This window comes from Achromobacter sp. KK8 (genome assembly GCF_054188005.1).
In genome coordinates this window covers 6,134,652-6,154,252 of the sequence record NZ_CM135178.1, presented here as the reverse complement: position 1 = coordinate 6,154,252, position 19,601 = coordinate 6,134,652, and the positions used below count along the sequence as shown (strand labels likewise).

Genomic DNA, 19,601 nt, shown 5'->3' with positions numbered 1-19,601 from the left:
GGGCGTTCAAGGGCCGCGCTATTGGGCGAAGACATAGGCTTCCGGGACGTCGGCATAGGCCACGACGCGGCCGCCGTGCGCCTGCGCGAAGGCCTCGGCGCGGTCGCGCAGCGAGAACGGCATGGCGTCCTCGGCGCCCATGCCGCCAACGAAACGGCCTTCGATGACGTAGAACGCCTGGCGCGCGTCGATCCAGGCGGCCGGATCCGGCACGCCGTCGGCGCCGGCGGTGGCCATGTCGTTCACGTAGATCGCGGCGATCGCCTTGGGTTCCTCGGGCAGCAGCGTATAGGCGAAGACTTGCTTGATCGACGAGAACCAGACCGGCGCGGGCCGGCCCTTGATGAAGATCTGTCCTTTCGGACCCGTGTGATCGGCCAGCGCCATGCCGCAGTAATGGCCCACCGACTGCGACGAAACCGCTTGCGGCGGGGGCGGCGCGGCGGGCGCGGCGCCGTCGCCGCAGGCGGTCACGGCCAGCAGGGCGGCCAGGCCGAGGGAAAACAGCAGGGCTCTCATAGCGGTCGGTTCCTGAAAGACGCGGCGGCCAGCAGGAAGGGCAGGGCGATCCACAGCAGCAGCGCCGCCAGCAGCGCGGGCACGGGCAGGCTGGCCTGGTCGCTCACGCCCGCCATGCCGGCGTACAGCGAAATATTCTCGAAGCCCGTCAGGTTCAACAGGCGATAGACGTCGGAGGGATTGAGCAGCAGCAGCGCGTTGAGCAGGCCGGGGCTGACGTAGCGGCCCTGGTCGGCCGCCAGCAGGCCCAGCAGCGCCATGTCGTAGATCACCACGAAGAACAGCCATACGCCGACGGCGATGCCGGCGGCGGTGGCGCGCTCGCGCACCAGCGTGCTGATCAGGTAGCCCATGGCCAGGAAGCTGGCGCCCAGCAGCACGCTGGCCCCGATCAGCAGCGCGAACGGCTGCCAGGCGGCGGCGTCCAGGCCGCCGTAGGCCCATTGCAGCGCCAGGCCGGCCGAGCCGTAACCGGCGCCGGTGGCCAGCGCCAGGATCGCCAGGTGGCCGATGAACTTGCCCACCAGCACCTGCCAGCGCGACACGGGGTAGCTCAGCAGCAGGGCCATGGTGCCTCGGTCGACTTCGCCGACCACCGCGTCGTAGGCCAGCAGCATGGCGATGAGCGGCACCAGGAAGATCGACAGGCTCGACAGGCTGACCACGGTGACGGTCAGCGGGTCGGCCTTGACGGTGCCGGTCGGCGAACTGCCCAGCAGGCCCAGCGCCAGCGCCAGCGCGCCCAGCAGCAGCGCGGTGGCGAGCACCCAGCGATTGCGCAGGCCGTCGCGGATTTCCTTGCCGATGATGGTGCAGACGGCGTTCATATGTCTTCCCGTTCAAGCAGGTGGGCGTAGATGTCGTCCAGGCTTGGCGCCTGGATGTCGAGGTCGGCGATGGGCGCGGCGATGGCGCCGATGCCGCGGATGGCCTCGACCTTGTCGCGTTCCTGGCAGGCCAGTTCATAGCGGCAGGCGTCGAGGCGGCGCCAGGGCCGCGTCAGCAGCGTGCCGGATTGCGGCTCGGCCAGCGTCAGCCGGATGCGGATGGGCAGCCCGGTGTCGCGGCGCAGCGCCGACATGGCGCCGTCGGCGATCTTCCTGCCGGCCTTCATGACCACGATGCGGTCGGCGTGCCCCGCCAGTTCCGACAGGGCATGGGTGCTGAGCAGAATGGTGGCGCCGGCCGCGCGCAGTTCATGCACGATCTCGTAGAACATCAGGCGCGAGGCCGGGTCCAGCCCGGTGGTCGGTTCGTCGAACAGCAGCACGCGCGGCTCGCCCAGCAGCGCCTGCGCCAGCGCCAGGCGCTGCCGCATGCCCTTGGAATACCCGCCCACGCGACGATGGGCGGCGCCGGCGATGCCCACCTTCTCCAGCAGGGCCGGGTTGCCGGACAACGACCGGCGCTTGAGCCGGGCGTAGAAGGCCAGCGTTTCCACGCCGGTCAGCGAGGGATGCAGCGCGACGGTCTCCGGCAGGTAGCCGATGCGGTCGCGCAGGCGCGCGGCGGCGCGGCTGTGGGCGTCCTCGCCGAACAGCGTGACGCGCCCGTGGGTGGGCCGGATCAGCCCCAGCACCAGCTTGATCAGCGTGCTCTTGCCGGCGCCGTTGTGGCCGGCCAGCGCCACGCATTCGCCTTCGCGCAATTGCAGGTCGAGGCCGTCGATGGCGTGCTGCGCGCCATAGTGCTTGCTGACGCCGGCCAGCGTCACCAGGTCGGTCTTCATGGGGTCTCCTTGGCGCGGGCGGCGGCGGGCCGCGGCGGCGGCTGCATCAGCGGCGCGCTGTCGATGACGCCGCCGGGCAGGATGGCGGGAAATTGGGATTGGGCCCAGCGCACGATCGATATCGACGGGCTGTTCAGCAGGATGCGCGCCGCGGGCGCGCGCCACAGCAGCTGGTCGACCACATCGTTGGGCCGGTAGGCGGTGTCGGCGATGCCGTCGCCGTCCAGATCGAAGGCGGTGTTGTCGCTCCAGTAATTGCCGCGGCCGTTCACGGCCCAGTCGAGCGTGCGGGTGCCGACATACTTCACCTGGTTCTTGTTGTGCAGGAAAGCGTTGCCCGAAATCTGGTTGCCATCGGATCCGGCGGTGTAGTGCACGCCGATATCGCAGTTGGCGAAGTGGTTGTCCAGGAACGCATTGTTGTTGGCGTTGTAGATGAACACGCACTTGCCGGCGCCATCGACCGTGTTGCCGGTGATGCGCGACTGGTTGGCGTAGTTCAGCATCAGGCCCTGTTCGCGGCTGTCGCGCGCGACGTTGCCCTGCACCACCAGCCGGTGCGAATACATGATGGCGTAGGCGATGTCGTTGCCGGTCGAGACGTTGCCGCTGATCTCGCTGTCATTGGTGTACATGTAGTGGACCGCGTAGCGCAGGTCGTGGAAGTGGTTGCCGCTGAAGGTGTTCCGCCTGCTGGTGTTGACGAAGATGCCGTCGCGGCCCGCGGAGATGTCGTTGTCCAGGATCCGCGTGCCCGGCGTATTCCACAGGGTGAGGCCGTTGCCGCGTTCGGCCACGCGCAGTTCGCGGTTGCCGACGATGCGGTTGGCCCGTACCAGCGCGTCATGCGGCCCCCACACGTGCACGCCCACCAGGTTGTCGAGGATGTCGTTGTGCTCGATGCGGGCGCGGTGCGCGCCGCGGTCCAGGAACACGCCGGCGTCCATGTCCGACAGGCTCAGTCCGGAGCGGGTGATGGTCAGGTTGCGCAGCGTCACGTCCTCGGCCTTGATCCACAGCGTGCGCCCCTGGCGCGTGCCGGCGATGACGGCGGCGCGGTCGGGCGGGCCTTCCAGGGTCAGGGGCTTGTCGATGACGATGCCGCCGGTGTAGCTGCCGGGCGCCAGCGCCAGCACGTCGCCGGGCTGGGCGGCGGCCACCGCCGCCGCCAGGTCCGAGCCGGCGGCGACGGACACGTTGGCCGCGGCGGCGGGCGGCGCCCAGGCGGGCGCGCCTCCCAGCGCGGCCAGCGTGGCCAGCGCGGCGGCGGCCCTCCTGCCGCCCCGGGTCAGGTTAGCGAGGAAGGTCATGGGCGCTACGCGGTCTTCTTCGGCAGCACCACCAGCTGGCCGGACATTTCCATGTGCAGCGCGTGGCAGAACCATTGGCAGTAGTACCAATGCACGCCGGGGCGGTCCGCCGTGAAGGTGACCGACGCGGTGGCCTGCGGCGCGATCTCCATGGCGATGCCATGGCCTTCGAGCGTGAAGCCGTGGGTCAGGTCCTCGATCACTTCCATGTTCGTGACCACCACGGTGACTTCGTCGCCCTGGTTGACCTCGATCCGTTTGAGGCTGAACATCGGCGCCACCGCCATCATGTACACGCGCACCTTGTTGCCGTCGCGCACCACCTTGGCCGCGTCCTCCAGCGTCACGCCGTCCTTTTTGGCCATCTGGCGCGCGTCTTCCCACATGGGGTCGTCGCGCTTCCAGACGCTGACGGGGTGGACCTTGGAGCGGTGCACCAGGCACATGTCGTGCGGCTCGGCGAAGCTGGGGCCGTCGTGCACCAGCTTCATCGTGTCGCCGGAAATGTCGATGAGCTGGTCGTTCTCGGGCTTGAGCGGGCCGACGTTCAGGAAGCGGTCCTTCGAGAACTTGTTCAGCGACACCAGCCACTTTCCGTCGGCCTCGCGCGTCTCGCCCATGGTCGAATGGTTGTGGCCGGGCTGGTAGTGCACGTCCAGCTTCTGGATGATCGGGTCGACCTTCTCGCCCTTGTAGGCGCGCTTGGCCAGGTCGATGTTCCACTTGACCATCTGGCTGTCGATGAACAGCGTGGTGTAGGCGTTGCCGCGGCCGTCGAACGCGGTGTGCAGGGGGCCCAGGCCCAGCTGCGGTTCGGCCACCACGCAATCGCGCGGCTTGATCTTGTCGTCGAACAGATCGTCCAGCGTGCGCACGTCCAGCACGGTCACGGTGGGCGACAGCTTGCCGTTGAGCACCAGGTGGATGCCGTCGGGCGCGGCGTTGCAGCCGTGCGGCGAGTTCGGCACCGGGATGTAGCGGGTGTACTTGGAGCCGTGGCGGCCGTCGATCACCGGCACGCCGCCCATCATCTTGAAGTCGCCTTTCTTGACGGCTTCCTCGATGCGCTTGATGTTGAACACCACCACCCAGTCCTGCTCGTTGGCGGAGGCTTCCTCCACCGTCACGCCCTTCTCGGAGTTGTAGCAGGTCGAGAAGGAATACTTTCCCTGGTAGTCGGCGTCGCCATTGTCCAGGTTGCCGTCCACCAGCACCTGCCAGGCGACCTTCATGGTGTCGCCGTCCAGCGCGGTGTAGATCGCGAAGAAGTTCTTCTTGGGATCGTCGGTCACCTTGCCGTCGTTGGGCAGCGGGATGATGTGCTCGCCGTTGGCGAACACGTAGCCGGTGCGTGGATAGCGCTGCGGCCGCAGGCCGTGCACGCCCGACACGTTGGGCAGCTCGGTGATCTTGTCGGTCTTCATCACGTCCAGGCGGATGCGGGCGACGCGGTTGTTGGCCTTGTCGTTGATGAAGAGATAGCGGCCGTCGTAGGTGCGATCGGTGAACGACAGGTGCGGGTGGTGGGCGTCGCCGTTCAGGAATACGCCGCCCTTGTCCTTGAGGTATTCGCGGGTCTCGGGCGTCAGGCCTTCGGTGAGGATCTTGCGGCTTTCGTTGGTGCGGCCCCAGCCGGTGGCGCTGCAGTGGTTGAAGACCGGGATGCGCACCAGCTCGCGCATGGACGGCAGGCCCAGCACGCGCACTTCGCCCGACTGGCCGCTGGAGTTGAAGGCATAGTATTCGTCCAGCTCGCCCGGCGCCACGTGGCCGCTCTGGCCGGCGGCGCCGGCCTTGGCGTCCTTGCCGTGGGCGGTGGACAGCTGCGCGCCGCCCACCAGGCCGGCCGCGCCGGTGATGGCGGCGGTTCCCAGGAAGCTGCGACGGCTCAGGCCGGTTTTGTCGGGGTTCTTGTCGGACATGGTTAACTCCTCGATAGGAACGGCGTCTGGCGCCGCGGTACGGAAATCAGGGTTCGGAAGGGGCGGGCGCGTTCGGCCTGGGCGCGCGGTGCAGCACCACCTCCTGCACAGCCGGCTCGCTGTCGGCGGCGCGGCGCCGCTCGCGCTTGCCGTATTTCTGGATCAGGTGCGGGCACTTCTGCTTGTGGTGGTAGAGCATCTGGCAGTGCAGGCACTGGATGCACTCGTTGGGGTTGATCTCGCCCGTCGGCTCGATCGCCTGCACCGGGCATTCGTGGTTGCAGCGCTGGCAGGGGTTGCCGCAGTCGCGGTAGCGGCGCAGCCAGTTGAAGATGCGCAGCCGCGCCGGGATCGCCAACGCGGCGCCGAGCGGACAGAGATAGCGGCAGAAGAAGCGCTCGATGAACAGGCCCGCGGCCACCAGCGCCACCGCGAACACCACGAACGGCCAGTCGCGCAGGAAGCGCAGGATGATGGCGGTCTTGAACGGCTCGACCTCGGCCAGCCGCTCGGCCAGCGCCAGGTCGTACAGCGAGAAGCCGAACAGCACCAGGAAGATCACGTACTTCAGCGTCGACAGGCGCTGGTTGACGCCGTGGCGCACCGTGACCTGGCGCAGCCCCAGCCGCCTGGCGACGCGGTTGGCCAGTTCCTGCAGCGCGCCGAACGGACAGAGCCAGCCGCAGAACGCGCCGCGATTCCAGAACACCATGGAGATGGCGGTGGCGCACCACAGGATGAACACCAGCGGGTCCATCAGGAAGTAGTCCCAGCGGAAGTCGGTGCGCAGGGCCGAGAAGAACGTCAGCACGTTGACGATGGACAGCTGGGCCTGCCCGTACCAGCCGATCCAGAACAGCGCGAAGGCCAGGAACGCCAGGCGCAGCCGGTCGTGCAGCAGCGGCCGGCTGGTCAGCTGGTCCTGGAAGAAGAAGATGCCAACCAGCACCAGCAACGCCGCCGTCAGGATCGCCACCTGCACGGCCTTGCCGCGCCAGATCTGCCGCCACAGCGCGGGCGGCGCCTCATCCCGCGGCGCGACGGCGGCCGGCGCGTCCGGGCTTGCCAATGGGCTGGCCGCGGGGCTGGCCGTCGTGGTGGCGCGGGTATAGCGGGCCGGCAGTTCGTAGGGCAGGTCGAAGGTGACGAAGGCCTTGTCCGACACGCTCAGCACGCGCTGCACCATCAATTGCAGCCGCCACGGCTTGACCGGATCGAACGCCGCGTCCTCGGGCACCACGAACAGCGCCACTTCGCGCAGGGCCGGCGCGCCCTGCGCGACGACGTCGGCCAGGCGCTGGTGGTTGCGGTCGCGGAAACGGAAGCTGCCTTCGTTCTGGATGATCTCGATGCGGTCGAAGATGCCGCCGCGCACATAGCCCGAGCCCTTGAACGAATAGGCGCCGTTGCCCGCCACCAGGATGGCCTGCTGGCCCGGCTTGAGGCGTTCCTTCAGGCGTTGCCATTCCGCGTCGCCCAGCAGGCTGCGGCCGATGGACGGCACGCTGGCCAAGGCGACATACAGGTCGATGAACAGCGCGTCTTCGGCGGCTTCCTGTCCGCGTTCGGCGGCATCCTGGCGGCCGGACTCGCGGAATACGCGGTTCACGTCCTCGGGCGACAGGCGCAGGTTGCGCACCGCGCCGGCATCGAGCAGCGCCTGCCATGGCTCGACCGCGTCGCGCGACTCGTCGATCAGGCGCACCGGCGCCGCGACCGCCGGCACGACCGCCTGCGCGCCGGCCGCCGCGGCGCCGTCCACGCCGTAGGCGCGCGCCACCGCGATGGCCGAGCGCGTGATGCCGTCGCCGATCACCATGAGGGTGACGGTGGCGCCGCTGATGATGTCCACCGGCGGCGGCGCGCCGTGGCGCGGCGGGCTGTCGATGAAGTTCAGGCCGACGTAGCCCTGGATGAAGTGGTCGACCTTCGATTGCGGAATGCCGATCAGCACGATGGGCTCGTGGTGCTCGACCAGCCTGGCGCCGACGATGCGGCCGTTGTCCGCCAGCCCCACCAGCACGTCGATGGGCTTGCTGGAATAGCCGCGGGTGTTGACCACGTCGGAGGTCAGGTAGACGCGTCCCAGCGCACGCTCGCCGGCATAGGCGCGCGCCGTCATCGGCTTGCCTTCGGGCGGGCCGAGGCGATCGGCGCCGGGGAATATCTCGGCGATGGCAACGGTCTTCAGGAAGTCGGGCAGCCGCTGCGCCTGGGCGGCGTTCGCGGCCAACGCACAGCACAGCAGAACGATTGAAATGAAGATCCCGATGAGCGGCGGATACCCGTGGCGTGCTTCGCGATGCTTGCCGTGATTTGTTTCGCGATGCGCCCCGTAATGTGCCCCGCAATTCGCCCCGCAATGTGCCCCGTAATGTGCCGCCAGACTGCCGCGCATGCTTCGACTCTTTGTTGATGTAGGTTTGCAGCCATCCTACGAATCGGTGCCACGGCGCAGGTTGCGGTTTGTCAAGTTGCCACCGGTAATCAGTAATACCCCTATTGACCATAGGGATGTGCGCAGGTAAGCGCCGGCCGCTTGATGCGCGTCAAGCGGCCGGCGGCGGCGGCCCCCTAGACTGGTGCGCGGTGGCGTTGCGGGCGCAGTCCGGCAACGCACAGAGACACCATTCAGTCATCGGAGAAGATTCATGCTTGCCAAAACCACCCTGGCCATCCTGTTGTCGGCCGCCAGCCTGCCCGCGCTTGCCGCGCAATGCGAGGCCACCGTCGAAAGCAACGACGCCATGCAGTACAACGTCAAGGAAATCGTCGTCGACAAGAGCTGCAAGCAGTTCACCGTGCACCTGAAGCACGTCGGCAAAATGGCCAAGGTCGCCATGGGCCACAACCTGGTGCTGACCAAGGACGCCGACAAGCAGGCCGTGGCCACCGACGGCATGGGCGCCGGCCTGGCGCAGGACTACGTCAAGGCGGGCGATACCCGCGTCATCGCCCACACCAAGGTCATCGGCGGCGGCGAATCCGACTCCGTCACCTTCGACGTGTCCAAGATCGCCGCGGGCGAGAACTACGCCTATTTCTGCTCCTTCCCCGGCCACTGGGCCATGATGAAGGGCACGCTCAAGCTGGGCAGCTGAGCCCGTCCCGGGCGCGAACGCAAAAAAGCCGGCGGCCATCGCCGGCTTTTTTTGCGTGCGCCGGCGGTTTTCCCGCCTGCCGCAATGACGCCGGGCCGCCGGCCGTAGGCCATCCGCACGACCCGTGTCACCGGCGTGTCACGCGTTTTCCGGGTACGATTACCGGTCGTGTAACTTCTGGAGCTCCTGATGGAGTGGCTGCTGGACCCCGCTGCGTGGGTCGGCTTGCTTACCCTGGTCGTCCTTGAGATCGTCCTGGGAATCGATAACCTGATTTTCATCGCCATCCTGGCGGACAAGCTGCCCCCGTCGCAACGCGACCGCGCGCGCATCCTTGGCCTGAGCCTGGCGCTCGTCATGCGGCTCGGCCTGTTGTCGGTCATGTCGTGGCTGGTCACCCTGACCACCCCCCTGTTTTCGGTCGGGCCCCTGTCGCCATCGGGACGCGACCTGATTCTCATGGCCGGCGGTTTCTTCCTGCTGTTCAAGGGCACCATGGAGCTGCACGAGCGGCTGGAAGGCGGCCAGCACGGCGGCTCTTCCGGGCCGCGCGTGTACGCCAGCTTCTGGGTCATCGTGACGCAGATCGTGGTGCTGGACGCGGTGTTCTCGCTGGACTCGGTCATCACCGCGGTCGGCATGGTGGACCACCTGGCCATCATGATGATCGCCGTGGTTATCGCCATCGGCATCATGCTGCTGGCCTCCAAGCCGCTGACGCGCTTCGTCAACGCCCACCCGACGGTGGTGGTGCTGTGCCTGGGCTTCCTGCTGATGATCGGCTTCTCGCTGCTGGCGGAGGCCTTCGGCTTCAAGGTGCCCAAGGGCTACCTGTACGCCGCCATCGGCTTCTCGGTCGCGATCGAGGCCCTGAACCAGGTGGCGCGCCGCAACCTGCTCAAGCTGGACGCGCGCCGCCCCATGCGCGAACGCACGGCTTCGGCGGTGCTGCGCATGCTGGGCAAGCGTCCGCCGGCCGACGAGCCCGACCTGCCCAGCGCCGACGGCCCCGCCATCCCGGCCTTCGGCGTCGAAGAGCGCAACATGGTCAGCGGCGTGCTGACGCTGGCCGAACGCTCGATCCGCTCGATCATGACCCCGCGCACCGACGTGTCGTGGATCAACATCGACGACGACCCCGACACCATCCGGCGCCAGATCACCGAGGCGCCGCACAGTTTCTTCCCGGTCTGCCGCGGCTCGCTCGACGAGGTGCTGGGCATCGCCCGCGCCAAGGACCTGGTGGCCGACCTGATCACCGAGGGCCGGGTGCGCCGCAACCGCCTGCGCGACCCGATCATCGTGCACGAGGCCATCGGCATCCTGCGCCTGATGGACACCCTCAAGCGCTCGCGCGGCCAACTGGTGCTGGTGGCCGACGAGTTCGGCGCCATCGAGGGCCTGGTCACACCGATCGACGTGTTCGAGGCCATCGCCGGCGAATTCCCCGACGAGGACGAACTGCCCGATATCGTCGCCGACGGCCCCAACACCTGGAAGATCGACGGCGCGGCCGACCTGCACCACGTCGAGCAGGTGCTGGAAACCGAAGGCCTGGTCGACGAGGCGCAGGACTTCTCCACCCTGGCCGGCTACCTGCTGTCGCGCTTCGGCCACCTGCCCAAGCCGGGCGACGTCTGCGAGTACGAATTCCACCACGACCATTTCCGCTTCGAGGTGCTGGAAATGGACGGCCGCCGCATTGCCCTGGTGCGCGTCGAGAAGCGCGCGCCGGAGCCGCTGGACGAAGACGCCTCGCTGACCAATGACTAAGGCCGCCACCCCCTCAAAGGAACCCTTGCCATCGTGACCGACAACGCCCTCTATCTCATCAAGGCCTTCATCCTCGGCATCGTCGAGGGGCTGACCGAATTCATCCCGGTTTCCAGCACCGGCCACCTGATCCTGATCGGCGACTGGATCAACTTCGAGTCGAGCCAGGGCAAGGTGTTCGAGGTGGTGATCCAGCTGGGCTCGATCCTGGCGGTGATGTGGATTTTCCGCGCCCGGCTGCTGCAGCTGATCCGCGGCACCCTGACCGGCGTGCCGAGCGAGGTGGCCTTCACCCGCAACCTGCTGATCGCCTTCCTGCCGGCGGCGGTCATCGGCGCCATCTTCATCAAATCCATCAAGCAGGTGTTCTACCATCCCGCCGTGGTGGTGGTGACGCTGGTGCTGGGCGGCCTGATCATGCTGTACGTGGAGCGCCGCACCCGCCATACGCCGGGCGACCAGCCGGGCGCGGCCGACGATACCGCGTCGGACGAGCGCGCCACGGCCATGACGCTGGAGCAGATCAGCTGGAAGCAGGCGCTGGGCGTGGGCGTGGCGCAGTGCCTGGCCATGATCCCGGGCACCTCGCGTTCGGGCGCCACCATCATCGGCGGCATGATCGCCGGCATCCAGCGCAAGACGGCCACCGAGTTCTCGTTCTTCCTGGCCATGCCCACCATGCTGGGCGCGGCGGTGTACGACATGTACAAGAACATGGACCTGTTGACCCAGCACGACCTGTCGGGCATCGCCGTGGGCTTCGTGGCGGCCTTCCTCAGCGCCATGGTGGTGGTGCGCGCCGTGCTGCGTTTCGTGGCCAATCACACCTATCGCGTGTTCGCCTGGTACCGCATCGTCTTCGGCGGCATCGTGGCCGCCTGGATCTTCACCCGTTGATCCGCCGGCCGCGTTGGCGGCCAGGCAAGAGAAAGGGCCGCGTGATACGCGGCCCTTTCTCTTTGGTCGGCATTTCGAGGGCTGCAAGGCCCGCGCCGCGGCGCGCCAGCCTAGGCGGCGGCTTCCAGATCGTAGAACTGCAGGCCGTCGCGGTCGATGACCAGCCAGCCGCCGCGGGGCGGCGAGACGTGGTCACAGTCCCAATCGGGCAGCACCCAGCGCTCGCGCTTGCTGCCGTCGACCTCCAGCACGTGGCGGGCGGGACGGTGCGTGTGTCCGTGCACCATCAGTGCCACGCCGCTGTCGCGGAAGGCCTGCTCGACGGCGGCGGCGTTGACGTCCATGATTTCCATGGACTTGGACTGGTTGGCCATCTGGCTTTCGCCACGCGCCTGTTGCGCCATCGCCAGGCGCTCGGGGATGGTCTTGGCCAGGAACGCGGCCTGCCATTGCGGGTTGCGCACCATCTGGCGGAACTGCTGGTAGGCCGCGTCGTCGGTACAGAACTCGTCGCCGTGGGTCAGCAGCACATCGCCATAGTCGGTCTGCAGCAGTGCCGGCTCGGGCAGCAGCCGGGCGCCGACGGCGCCGGCCAGTTCTTCGCCGATCAGGAAATCGCGGTTGCCGCGGCCCAGCCACAGCGGGATGCGGCTGGCCGTGGTCCGCAGCGCGGTCAGTGCCGTGGCGAGCCACGGCGGCGCGGCGCGGATCACGTCGTCGCCGATCCAGGCGTCGAAGATGTCGCCCGGCAGCAGCAGGGCGGCGGCTTCTTCCTCGGCCGCCTGCAGGAAGGCCAGGAAGGCCTCCGCCGTGGCCGGCGTGGCCGGCCCCAGGTGCAGGTCGGACGCCAGCCAGACCGGGCCGGGCAGGGCGATCTTATTCAAGAACTTCGGCCTTCTCGATGATCACGTCTTCGTTCGGCACGTTCTGGTGGAAGCCCTTGTTGCCGGTCTTCACGCCCTTGATCTTGTCGACCACGTCGGTGCCTTCGGTGACGCTGCCGAACACGGCGTAGCCCCAGCCGTTCGGCGTGGGCGCGGTGAAGTTCAGGAAGTCGTTGTTCGAGACGTTGATGAAGAACTGGGCGGTGGCCGAGTGCGGGTCGCTGGTGCGGGCCATGGCCAGGGTGTACTTGTCGTTCTTCAGGCCGTTGTTGGCTTCGTTCTCGATCGGGGCATGGGTCTGCTTCTGCTTCATGCCGGGCTCGAAACCGCCGCCCTGGATCATGAAGCCGTCGATCACGCGATGGAACACCGTGCCGTTGTAGAAGCCTTCCTTGACGTAGGTCAGGAAGTTCTCGACGGTCTTGGGCGCCTTGGCGGCGTCCAGGGTGATGACCATGTCGCCTTGGTTGGTGTGAAGCTTGACGCGGGGATTGGTGCTCATGGCTTTTGTGCCTTCAGAGGTGGAGTTGGAGGGGGCGGCCGCGGGCGCGGCGCTGACGAGCGCCGGGGCAAACGCCAGCGCGAACGAGCACGCCGTCAGGCGCAGCAGGTGAAGAGGGGAGTAACGGGACGTCATTTGCGTTGCTTATCCTTCAGCATGGTTTCGACTTCGCGGGCCTTGTCCTGCATGCCGGGCACGCCTTCCTTGGCGGCCTGCTTGTAGGTGCGCAGGGCCTGCAGCAGTTGCAGGTCGCCCAGGTTGGCGCGGGCGGCGGCGTAGCCGGGGTCGGCGCGCAGGGCCATCTGCAGGGCGTCCTGCGCCTTTTCAAGTTCGCCCCGGCTGGCATATAGAGCCGCCAGGTTGTTCCAAGGTTCCGGCAGCTCGGGGAAGCGGGTCGTCATCTCGGTGTAGATGTCGACAGCCTCGGCCTTGCGGTCCAGCGCGGCCAGCGCGCGCGCATGCTGGAACATCAGCTGCACATCGGTGCCGCGCTGGTCCTTGATCTCGGCCTGGCGCTTTTCGATCATCGCCAGCGCCTCGGCGTTGTCGCCGCGGTTCAGCAGGCGTTCGATATGGGTGGTGATCTGCGAGGCGGACGGCTGCAGGCGGGTGTCCACGCTGGGCTGCATCGCCTTGAGCACGTTGGACAGGCCATCCCAGCCGCCCTCGGGCGGAATCGGGTCCAGGGTGGTGCGGCTGGCATTCGGGTTCTCGCCCGAGCCGCCGGCCATGGACTGGGCATGGGCGCCGGCGAGCGGCGACCCGGCCAGGGCCAGGGCGAGCAGGGTGACGCAAAAACGCGGCTTGATAGTCACGTGGGCATCCGTTAAAAGTCGTGGCCGGCCGGCGCTGACGCGCGCGGCCGGGCCGCTTGCTATACTTGACGACCGCCATTTTAGCCTTGGTTGAGTTTTTGGCTCGACAATAGGTGAAGCCAGTGGGTAAAACCAGCGGGTGCCCGTGGGTGGATGCCCCGTTTGGCAAACCCGCCGGGGAGGGGTTCCTGGATCCACGCGAACTGGATGACGCGAACCCGGGCATAGCCCGACCCCCCGGCCGGACGGCAAGCCTCGAAGGTATCGTCCTTCGGGCGCAACGTTTTCCGCGGCCGCCACGGAAAGAACAGGACCATCACAAGCGCCATGCTGCAAATCTACAACACGTTATCGCGTACCAAAGAACCGTTCAAACCGGCCCAGGCCGGCCAGGTGCGCATGTACGTGTGTGGCATGACCGTGTACGACTTCTGCCACCTGGGCCACGCCCGCATGCTGGTGTCGTTCGACGTGGTGCAGCGCTGGCTGCGCGCCAGCGGCCTGGCGGTCGATTACGTGCGCAACATCACCGACATCGACGACAAGATCATCCGCCGCGCGGTCGAGACCGGCCGCCGCATCGGCGAGGTCACCGAGTTCTACATTGCCGCCATGCACGCCGACGAGCGCGCGCTGGGCGTGGCCTCGCCCGACCGCGAGCCGCGCGCCACCCAGTACGTGGGCGAGATGCTGGACATCATCGGCAAGCTCGAACAGAAGGGCCTGGCCTACCAGGCCGACGATGGCGACGTGAACTACGCCGTGCGCGGCTTCGAGGGCTACGGCAAGCTGTCCGGCAAGACCCTCGACGACCTGCGCGCCGGCGAGCGCGTGGCGGTGGGCTCGGCCAAGCGCGACCCGCTCGACTTCGTGCTGTGGAAGTCGGCCAAGGAAGAAGAACCCGCCGACACCAAGTGGGAATCGCCCTATGGCCTGGGACGCCCGGGCTGGCACATCGAGTGCTCGGCCATGAGCAAGTCGCTGCTCGGCCTGCCGCTGGACATCCACGGCGGCGGCCCCGACCTGAAATTCCCGCACCACGAGAACGAGATCGCCCAGACCGAAGGCGCCTTCGGCGGCACGCTGGCCAACATCTGGATGCACTGCGGCCCGCTGATGGTCGATTCGGACAAGATGTCCAAGTCGCTCGGCAACTTCCGCACCATCCGCCAGACCATCGCCCAGGGCGAGCCGGCCGCCGACACGGCCGACTACCGCGTCAATGTGCGCGAGGCCGAGATGGTGCGCTTCTTCATTGTGCGCAACCACTACCGCAGCCCGCAGAACTACACGATGGATAATCTGATCGATGCGCAAAACGCGCTCGATCGCTTGTACCGCACGTTGCAAAATGTGCCCGCTGACAATCAGGGGATTGATTGGAATGAGCCGCAGGCGCAGGCCTTCAAGGCTGCGATGGACGACGATTTCAACAGTTCGGGCGCTGTGGCAGCGCTGTTTGAGTTAGCTTCCGTTGCCAATCGCACCGGCAGCAACCGCAGCTCGGGACAAATGAAGGCCTTAGGATCCCTGCTGGGTCTGTTGCAGCAAGATGCAGAGGTGTACTGGGATACTCCTACGCGCTATGTTTCCCGCGCATCCAATTTCGTCGTAGAGGTATTGGCTGATGCGACGCCAGACGACATTGCGCCGCTCCCCATGCCTGCCAACTTGGAACCGATGCCTAAGGCAGAGATCGAGGCGCGTATCGCAGCCCGCGCGGCCGCCAAGGCGGCGCGCGACTTCGCCCAGGCCGACCGCATCCGCGCCGAGTTGCGCGAGGCCGGCATCGAGCTCGACGACAAACCGGGCGGCCTGACGCAATGGCGTCGGGCGTGAACCCCCTGGATACGCCCGCCATGTCCCCCGTAGATACCGAGATTCCCAAGCCGGATTATTGGGAAGCCGCCGTCACCCACCTGATGCGGCGCGACCGCATCCTGAAAAAGATCATTCCCCAGCACCCCGAGGTCTGGCTGACGTCGCGCGGCACGCCGTTCGTGACACTGGCCCGCGCCATCATCGGCCAGCAGGTCTCGGCCAAGGCGGCCGACGCCGTCTGGGACAAGTTCCTGGAAGCCGCCGGCAAGCGTCCCACGCCGGTGGCGGTGCTGCGCGTCGGACTGGAAGGTCTGCGCGCGGCCGGCCTGTCGCAGCGCAAGGCCGAATACGTGCTGGATCTGGCGGTGCATTTCGGCGAACGCCGGGTGCACCCCGAGAAATGGGCGGCCATGGACGACGAGGCCGTCATTTCGGAATTGACCGCCATCCGCGGCATCGGACGCTGGACGGCGGAGATGTTTTTGATTTTCAATCTGCAGCGGCCCGATGTTCTGCCGCTGGATGATCCTGGGTTGCTCAAGGCAATCTCGCTACACTATTTCAGCGGCGAGCCTGTCTCGCGCTTCGAGGCTCGCGAAGTCTCGTTGGCGTGGCAACCCTGGCGTACCGTGGCAACCTGGTATCTGTGGCGCAGTCTGGAACCGACGCCGGTCCAATACTGACGCAATCCAGGTCGCCCATCTACGGAACCACACTACATGCGCAATACATTTCTGGAATTTGAACAGCCGCTCGCCGAGCTTGAGAACAAGATCGAGCAGCTGCGCTATGTGCAGGCCGATTCGGCGGTGGACATCTCCGACGAGATCGGACGTCTGCAGCAGAAGAGCCAGTCGCTGGCCAAGGAGATCTACGCCAAGCTCACGCCCTGGCAGACGGCGCTGGTCGCCCGCCACCCCCAGCGCCCCTACACGCTGGACTACGTGCGCGAGATCTTCACCGACTTCCACGAACTGCACGGCGACCGCATGTACGCCGACGACCAGTCCATCGTGGGCGGCCTGGCGCGCTTCAACGGCACGCCCTGCATGGTGATCGGCCACCAGAAGGGCCGCGACACCAAGGAACGCGCCGCGCGCAACTTCGGCATGCCGCGTCCGGAAGGCTACCGCAAGGCCCTGCGCCTGATGCGCCTGGCCGAGAAGTTCGGCATCCCCGTGTTCACCTTCGTCGACACCCCGGGCGCCTATCCCGGCATCGGCGCCGAGGAACGCGGCCAGTCCGAAGCCATCGGCCACAACCTGTATGCTATGGCCGAACTGAAGGTGCCGGTGATCGTCACCATCATCGGCGAAGGCGGCTCGGGCGGCGCGCTGGCGATCGCCGTGGGCAACGCCGTGCTGATGCTGCAGTACGCGACCTACGCGGTGATCTCGCCCGAAGGCTGCGCCTCGATCCTGTGGCGCAGCGCTGACAAGGCGCCCGAGGCCGCCGAGGCGCTGGCCATCATCGCCCCGCGCCTGAAGGACCTGGGCCTGGTCGACCGCGTCATCAACGAACCCGTGGGCGGCGCGCACCGCGATCCGCGCGTCATGGCGCGCCTGCTGCGCCGCGCGCTCGGCGACGCCCTGCGCCAGCTGCAGGGCATGACGCCCGAGCAGCTCGTGGAACAGCGCGTGCAACGCCTGCTGTCCTACGGCGCCTTCCAGGAAGTGCGCGCCTGAGCGAAGCGCGCGCGCCGGCCTTGGCCGGCGCCGCGGCCGCTTCCGGCCCGCGCCCGCCGCCATGACTTCCCCGTTCCCCGCGTCCGCCTCGACCTTCGCGGGGAACGCCTTTCCCCATCCCGTCTCGCCTGACCTGGCCGCGGCCCTGCGCCGCGCCCTGCATGCCCTGCCGCGACCGCCCGGGCGTTTCGCCGTGGCCGTCAGCGGCGGCGCCGACTCGGCCATGCTGGCGCTGCATGCGGCTGCGGTGGCGCGGGAGCAGGGGGGCGGCGTGGTGCTGTTGCATGTGCATCACGGCCTGCAGGCGGCCGCCGACGGCTGGCGCGACCGGGTCGAGGACCTGGCGGGCCTGCTGGCGGCGCCGCTGCGGCAGGCCCGCGTCGAGGTCGACGCGGCCGGCGGCAAGGGCATCGAGGCCGCTGCCCGCGACGCCCGCTACGCCGCGCTGGCGCGGCTGGCGCACGAGGAAGGCATCGGCCTGGTCCTGCTGGCGCACCATCGCAACGACCAGGCCGAGACCGTGCTGCTGCGCCTGTTGCGCGGCACCGGGCTGGCCGGCATGGCGGCCATGGCGCCGCTCAAATCGCGCGATGGATTGTCCTATCTGCGGCCGTGGCTGGATCAGGATCGGGCGACGATCCTGCGGGCCGCGCAGGCATTCGCCGACGCCACCGGCTGGCAGCCGGTGCAGGACCCGACCAACGCCGATCCCCGCTACACCCGCGCCGCGCTGCGCGAACTGCTGGCGCCGGTGCTGGATGCGCGCTGGCCCGGCTGGCGCGCCATCGTCGCCCGCCATGCGCGCCACATGGCCGAAGCCAACGAGATCCTGGACGAGGTGGCGCGCGCCGACTTCGCCGCGCTGGAGCCGGACGCCGATGGCGCCAGCTTTTCGCTGGCGGCCTGGCGCCGGTTGTCGCCGGCGCGCCAGGGCCACGTGCTGCGCCACTGGATGGGGCGGCAGGGCGCCCGCATGCCGACCGAGGCGCGCCTGAACGACCTGCTGCGCCAACTGCGCGGCCTGCACAGCCTGGGGCACGATCGCCAGTTGCGGGTCGAACAGGCCGGCCACGTGGTGCGCTGCCATCGCGGGCGGGTGTGGATCGAGCCGCGCCCGGATCCGCAAACGCCGGCGTCACGCTAGCGCAAAAGGTGGGGGCGCCCGGCGCCGGCAGGCGCCGCGCGCAGGGAAATCCGCGGCTGGCGCCGTCGAATTCTGGCCAAAACGACAGTTTTCCGGAAAAAACGACCGCTCTCTGGAAAGAAAATTCCATGGTCTGCGCAAATTTTTACCGTCGGGATAGAATATGAGGTTTTGCCCGCCCCCACTCTTGCGGCGGGTCCCCAGCCAGAGTACGAGATGTCCCTGATCGTTCATAAATATGGCGGTACTTCGATGGGCTCGGTCGAGCGCATCAGGAACGTGGCGCGACGCGTCGCGAAGTGGCACGCTGCCGGCCACCAGGTTGTCGTGGTGCCGTCGGCCATGGCAGGCGAAACCAATCGCCTGCTGGGCCTGGCGCGCGAGATTACGCCGCAGCCCGACGCGCGCGAGCTCGACATGATCGCCGCCACCGGCGAGCAGGCCAGCAGCGGCCTGTTGGCCATCGCGCTGCAGGCCGAAGGCGTCGCCGCCCGCAGCTACGCGGGTTGGCAGGTGCCGGTGCGCACCGATTCGTCGTTCACCAAGGCCCGCATCACCTCGATCGACGACGCCCGCATCCGCGCCGACCTCGACGCCGGCCGCGTGGTCATCGTCACCGGCTTCCAGGGCGTGGACCCGGACGGCCACATCACCACCCTGGGCCGCGGCGGCTCCGACACCTCGGCCGTGGCCGTGGCGGCGGCGCTCAAGGCCGACGAATGCCTGATCTACACCGATGTGGATGGCGTCTACACGACCGATCCGCGGGTGGTGCCCGAAGCGCGCCGCATGGCCGTCGTTTCCTTCGAGGAAATGCTGGAAATGGCCTCCCTGGGCTCCAAGGTCCTGCAGATCCGCTCGGTCGAATTCGCCGGCAAATACCGTGTGCCGACGCGGGTGCTGTCCTCGCTGACCGACCCGCTCATCCCGCTCGACGAAGAAATGTGTTCGGGCACGCTGATTACTTTTGAGGAAGACGAAAAAATGGAAGCCGCCGTTGTCTCCGGCATCGCCTTCAGCCGCGACGAAGCCAAAATCACCCTGCTGGGTGTTCCCGACAAACCCGGCATCGCCTTCTCGATCCTGGGCCCGGTCGCCGCCGCCAACATCGACGTCGACATGATCGTGCAGAACCAGTCCGTGGCCGGCACCACCGATTTCTCGTTCACCGTGAACCGCAACGAGTTCGCGCGCGCCGTCGACCTGCTCAAGCGCGAAGTCATCCCCGCCGTGGGCGCGCGCGAACTGTCGACCGACGAGAAGGTCGCCAAGGTCTCGATCGTCGGCATCGGCATGCGCTCGCACGTGGGCGTCGCCAGCCTGATGTTCCAGACCCTGTCGCAAGAGGGTATCAACATCCAGATGATCAGCACCAGCGAAATCAAGACCTCGGTGATCATCGACGACAAGTACATGGAACTGGGTGTGCGCGCCCTGCACAAGGCCTTCGGCCTGGACCAGGCGCCCGCCACCAAGCTCTGAACGGAACGGACGCGACA

The 19,601-nt window shown here is 67.6% G+C and carries 17 protein-coding genes; 8 read left to right on the top strand and 9 right to left on the bottom strand.

The features are described 5' to 3' along the window. Window positions 1-18: 18 nt before the first annotated feature. Genes ACVN9Z_RS28165 through ACVN9Z_RS28140 form a run of 6 tightly spaced genes read right to left on the bottom strand, consistent with a single transcriptional unit; the run spans window position 19 to window position 7,713 of the window. The gene (locus tag ACVN9Z_RS28165; RefSeq protein ID WP_006386540.1) at window positions 19-519 is read right to left on the bottom strand and encodes a nitrous oxide reductase accessory protein NosL; all 501 of its coding nucleotides are present in this window, start codon (window positions 517-519) and stop codon (window positions 19-21) included. Further along, window positions 516-1,346 carry an ABC transporter permease gene (locus ACVN9Z_RS28160; RefSeq protein WP_020928889.1) on the bottom strand — a complete coding sequence of 277 codons (831 nt, stop codon included), beginning with the start codon at window positions 1,344-1,346 and terminating at the stop codon, window positions 516-518. Before ACVN9Z_RS28160 ends, ACVN9Z_RS28165 begins: the two co-directional genes overlap by 4 nt. Then, entirely contained in the window at window positions 1,343-2,248 is a 906-nt protein-coding gene (locus ACVN9Z_RS28155; RefSeq protein WP_054441043.1) for an ABC transporter ATP-binding protein, read from the bottom strand. The genes ACVN9Z_RS28160 and ACVN9Z_RS28155 overlap by 4 nt, the downstream gene beginning before the upstream one ends. Then, on the bottom strand, window positions 2,245-3,558 hold the full coding sequence (locus ACVN9Z_RS28150) for a nitrous oxide reductase family maturation protein NosD (RefSeq protein ID WP_458212893.1): 1,314 nt from the start codon (window positions 3,556-3,558) through the stop codon (window positions 2,245-2,247). Before ACVN9Z_RS28150 ends, ACVN9Z_RS28155 begins: the two co-directional genes overlap by 4 nt. A gap of 5 nt (window positions 3,559-3,563) precedes the next feature. Continuing rightward, complete coding sequence (gene nosZ, locus ACVN9Z_RS28145; RefSeq protein ID WP_006386544.1) at window positions 3,564-5,480, bottom strand: TAT-dependent nitrous-oxide reductase; 1,917 nt, start codon at window positions 5,478-5,480, stop codon at window positions 3,564-3,566. Between the two features lie 46 nt (window positions 5,481-5,526). Beyond that, window positions 5,527-7,713 (bottom strand): 4Fe-4S binding protein, encoded by a 2,187-nt coding sequence (locus tag ACVN9Z_RS28140; RefSeq protein WP_458212892.1) that lies wholly within the window; start codon window positions 7,711-7,713, stop codon window positions 5,527-5,529. A gap of 418 nt (window positions 7,714-8,131) precedes the next feature. Between ACVN9Z_RS28140 and azu the strand changes: the two genes are divergently transcribed. The 3 genes from azu to ACVN9Z_RS28125 all read left to right on the top strand — a co-directional run bounded on the left by azu (window position 8,132) and on the right by ACVN9Z_RS28125 (window position 11,251). Beyond that, a complete protein-coding gene (azu, locus tag ACVN9Z_RS28135) occupies window positions 8,132-8,581 on the top strand; it encodes an azurin (RefSeq protein ID WP_006386547.1) in 450 nt (149 codons plus the stop codon). A 189-nt stretch (window positions 8,582-8,770) separates the two neighbouring features. After that, window positions 8,771-10,354 carry a TerC family protein gene (locus tag ACVN9Z_RS28130; RefSeq protein ID WP_006386548.1) on the top strand — a complete coding sequence of 528 codons (1,584 nt, stop codon included), beginning with the start codon at window positions 8,771-8,773 and terminating at the stop codon, window positions 10,352-10,354. 33 nt (window positions 10,355-10,387) lie between these two features. Next, window positions 10,388-11,251: an undecaprenyl-diphosphate phosphatase gene (locus ACVN9Z_RS28125; protein ID WP_006386549.1), complete on the top strand. Its 864-nt coding sequence runs from the start codon at window positions 10,388-10,390 to the stop codon at window positions 11,249-11,251. Window positions 11,252-11,361: 110 nt separating this feature from the next. Here ACVN9Z_RS28125 and ACVN9Z_RS28120 read toward each other — a convergent pair whose 3' ends face one another. The 3 genes from ACVN9Z_RS28120 to ACVN9Z_RS28110 form a co-directional block, all read right to left on the bottom strand. Then, the gene (locus tag ACVN9Z_RS28120) at window positions 11,362-12,135 is read right to left on the bottom strand and encodes a UDP-2,3-diacylglucosamine diphosphatase (RefSeq protein ID WP_006386550.1); all 774 of its coding nucleotides are present in this window, start codon (window positions 12,133-12,135) and stop codon (window positions 11,362-11,364) included. Next, on the bottom strand, window positions 12,128-12,637 hold the full coding sequence (locus ACVN9Z_RS28115; RefSeq protein WP_026382011.1) for a peptidylprolyl isomerase: 510 nt from the start codon (window positions 12,635-12,637) through the stop codon (window positions 12,128-12,130). Before ACVN9Z_RS28115 ends, ACVN9Z_RS28120 begins: the two co-directional genes overlap by 8 nt. Window positions 12,638-12,768: 131 nt before the next feature. Then, the gene (locus ACVN9Z_RS28110) at window positions 12,769-13,452 is read right to left on the bottom strand and encodes a tetratricopeptide repeat protein (RefSeq protein WP_006386552.1); all 684 of its coding nucleotides are present in this window, start codon (window positions 13,450-13,452) and stop codon (window positions 12,769-12,771) included. Window positions 13,453-13,779: 327 nt separating this feature from the next. Here ACVN9Z_RS28110 and cysS point away from each other — a divergent pair, with 327 nt between their 5' ends. The 5 genes from cysS to ACVN9Z_RS28085 all read left to right on the top strand — a co-directional run bounded on the left by cysS (window position 13,780) and on the right by ACVN9Z_RS28085 (window position 19,584). Then, a complete protein-coding gene (gene cysS, locus ACVN9Z_RS28105) occupies window positions 13,780-15,291 on the top strand; it encodes a cysteine--tRNA ligase (protein WP_054444281.1) in 1,512 nt (503 codons plus the stop codon). 20 nt (window positions 15,292-15,311) lie between these two features. Next, window positions 15,312-15,956: a DNA-3-methyladenine glycosylase family protein gene (locus tag ACVN9Z_RS28100; protein ID WP_269888767.1), complete on the top strand. Its 645-nt coding sequence runs from the start codon at window positions 15,312-15,314 to the stop codon at window positions 15,954-15,956. A gap of 36 nt (window positions 15,957-15,992) precedes the next feature. Continuing rightward, on the top strand, window positions 15,993-16,958 hold the full coding sequence (locus ACVN9Z_RS28095) for an acetyl-CoA carboxylase carboxyltransferase subunit alpha (protein WP_024069860.1): 966 nt from the start codon (window positions 15,993-15,995) through the stop codon (window positions 16,956-16,958). 145 nt (window positions 16,959-17,103) lie between these two features. After that, the gene (gene tilS / locus ACVN9Z_RS28090; protein WP_371318265.1) at window positions 17,104-18,102 is read left to right on the top strand and encodes a tRNA lysidine(34) synthetase TilS; all 999 of its coding nucleotides are present in this window, start codon (window positions 17,104-17,106) and stop codon (window positions 18,100-18,102) included. 216 nt (window positions 18,103-18,318) lie between these two features. Continuing rightward, entirely contained in the window at window positions 18,319-19,584 is a 1,266-nt protein-coding gene (locus ACVN9Z_RS28085; protein ID WP_006387677.1) for an aspartate kinase, read from the top strand. Window positions 19,585-19,601: the final 17 nt, after the last annotated feature.

Coding starts and splice junctions, on each gene's coding strand:
- ACVN9Z_RS28165 (WP_006386540.1), bottom strand. CDS start 519: ATGAGAGCCCTGCTGTTTTCCCTCGGCCTGGCCGCCCTGCTGGCCGTG.
- ACVN9Z_RS28095 (WP_024069860.1), top strand. CDS start 15,993: ATGCGCAATACATTTCTGGAATTTGAACAGCCGCTCGCCGAGCTTGAG.
- ACVN9Z_RS28085 (WP_006387677.1), top strand. CDS start 18,319: ATGTCCCTGATCGTTCATAAATATGGCGGTACTTCGATGGGCTCGGTC.
- ACVN9Z_RS28115 (WP_026382011.1), bottom strand. CDS start 12,637: ATGAGCACCAATCCCCGCGTCAAGCTTCACACCAACCAAGGCGACATG.
- ACVN9Z_RS28155 (WP_054441043.1), bottom strand. CDS start 2,248: ATGAAGACCGACCTGGTGACGCTGGCCGGCGTCAGCAAGCACTATGGC.
- ACVN9Z_RS28160 (WP_020928889.1), bottom strand. CDS start 1,346: ATGAACGCCGTCTGCACCATCATCGGCAAGGAAATCCGCGACGGCCTG.
- azu (WP_006386547.1), top strand. CDS start 8,132: ATGCTTGCCAAAACCACCCTGGCCATCCTGTTGTCGGCCGCCAGCCTG.
- ACVN9Z_RS28130 (WP_006386548.1), top strand. CDS start 8,771: ATGGAGTGGCTGCTGGACCCCGCTGCGTGGGTCGGCTTGCTTACCCTG.
- ACVN9Z_RS28100 (WP_269888767.1), top strand. CDS start 15,312: ATGTCCCCCGTAGATACCGAGATTCCCAAGCCGGATTATTGGGAAGCC.
- cysS (WP_054444281.1), top strand. CDS start 13,780: ATGCTGCAAATCTACAACACGTTATCGCGTACCAAAGAACCGTTCAAA.
- ACVN9Z_RS28150 (WP_458212893.1), bottom strand. CDS start 3,558: ATGACCTTCCTCGCTAACCTGACCCGGGGCGGCAGGAGGGCCGCCGCC.
- nosZ (WP_006386544.1), bottom strand. CDS start 5,480: ATGTCCGACAAGAACCCCGACAAAACCGGCCTGAGCCGTCGCAGCTTC.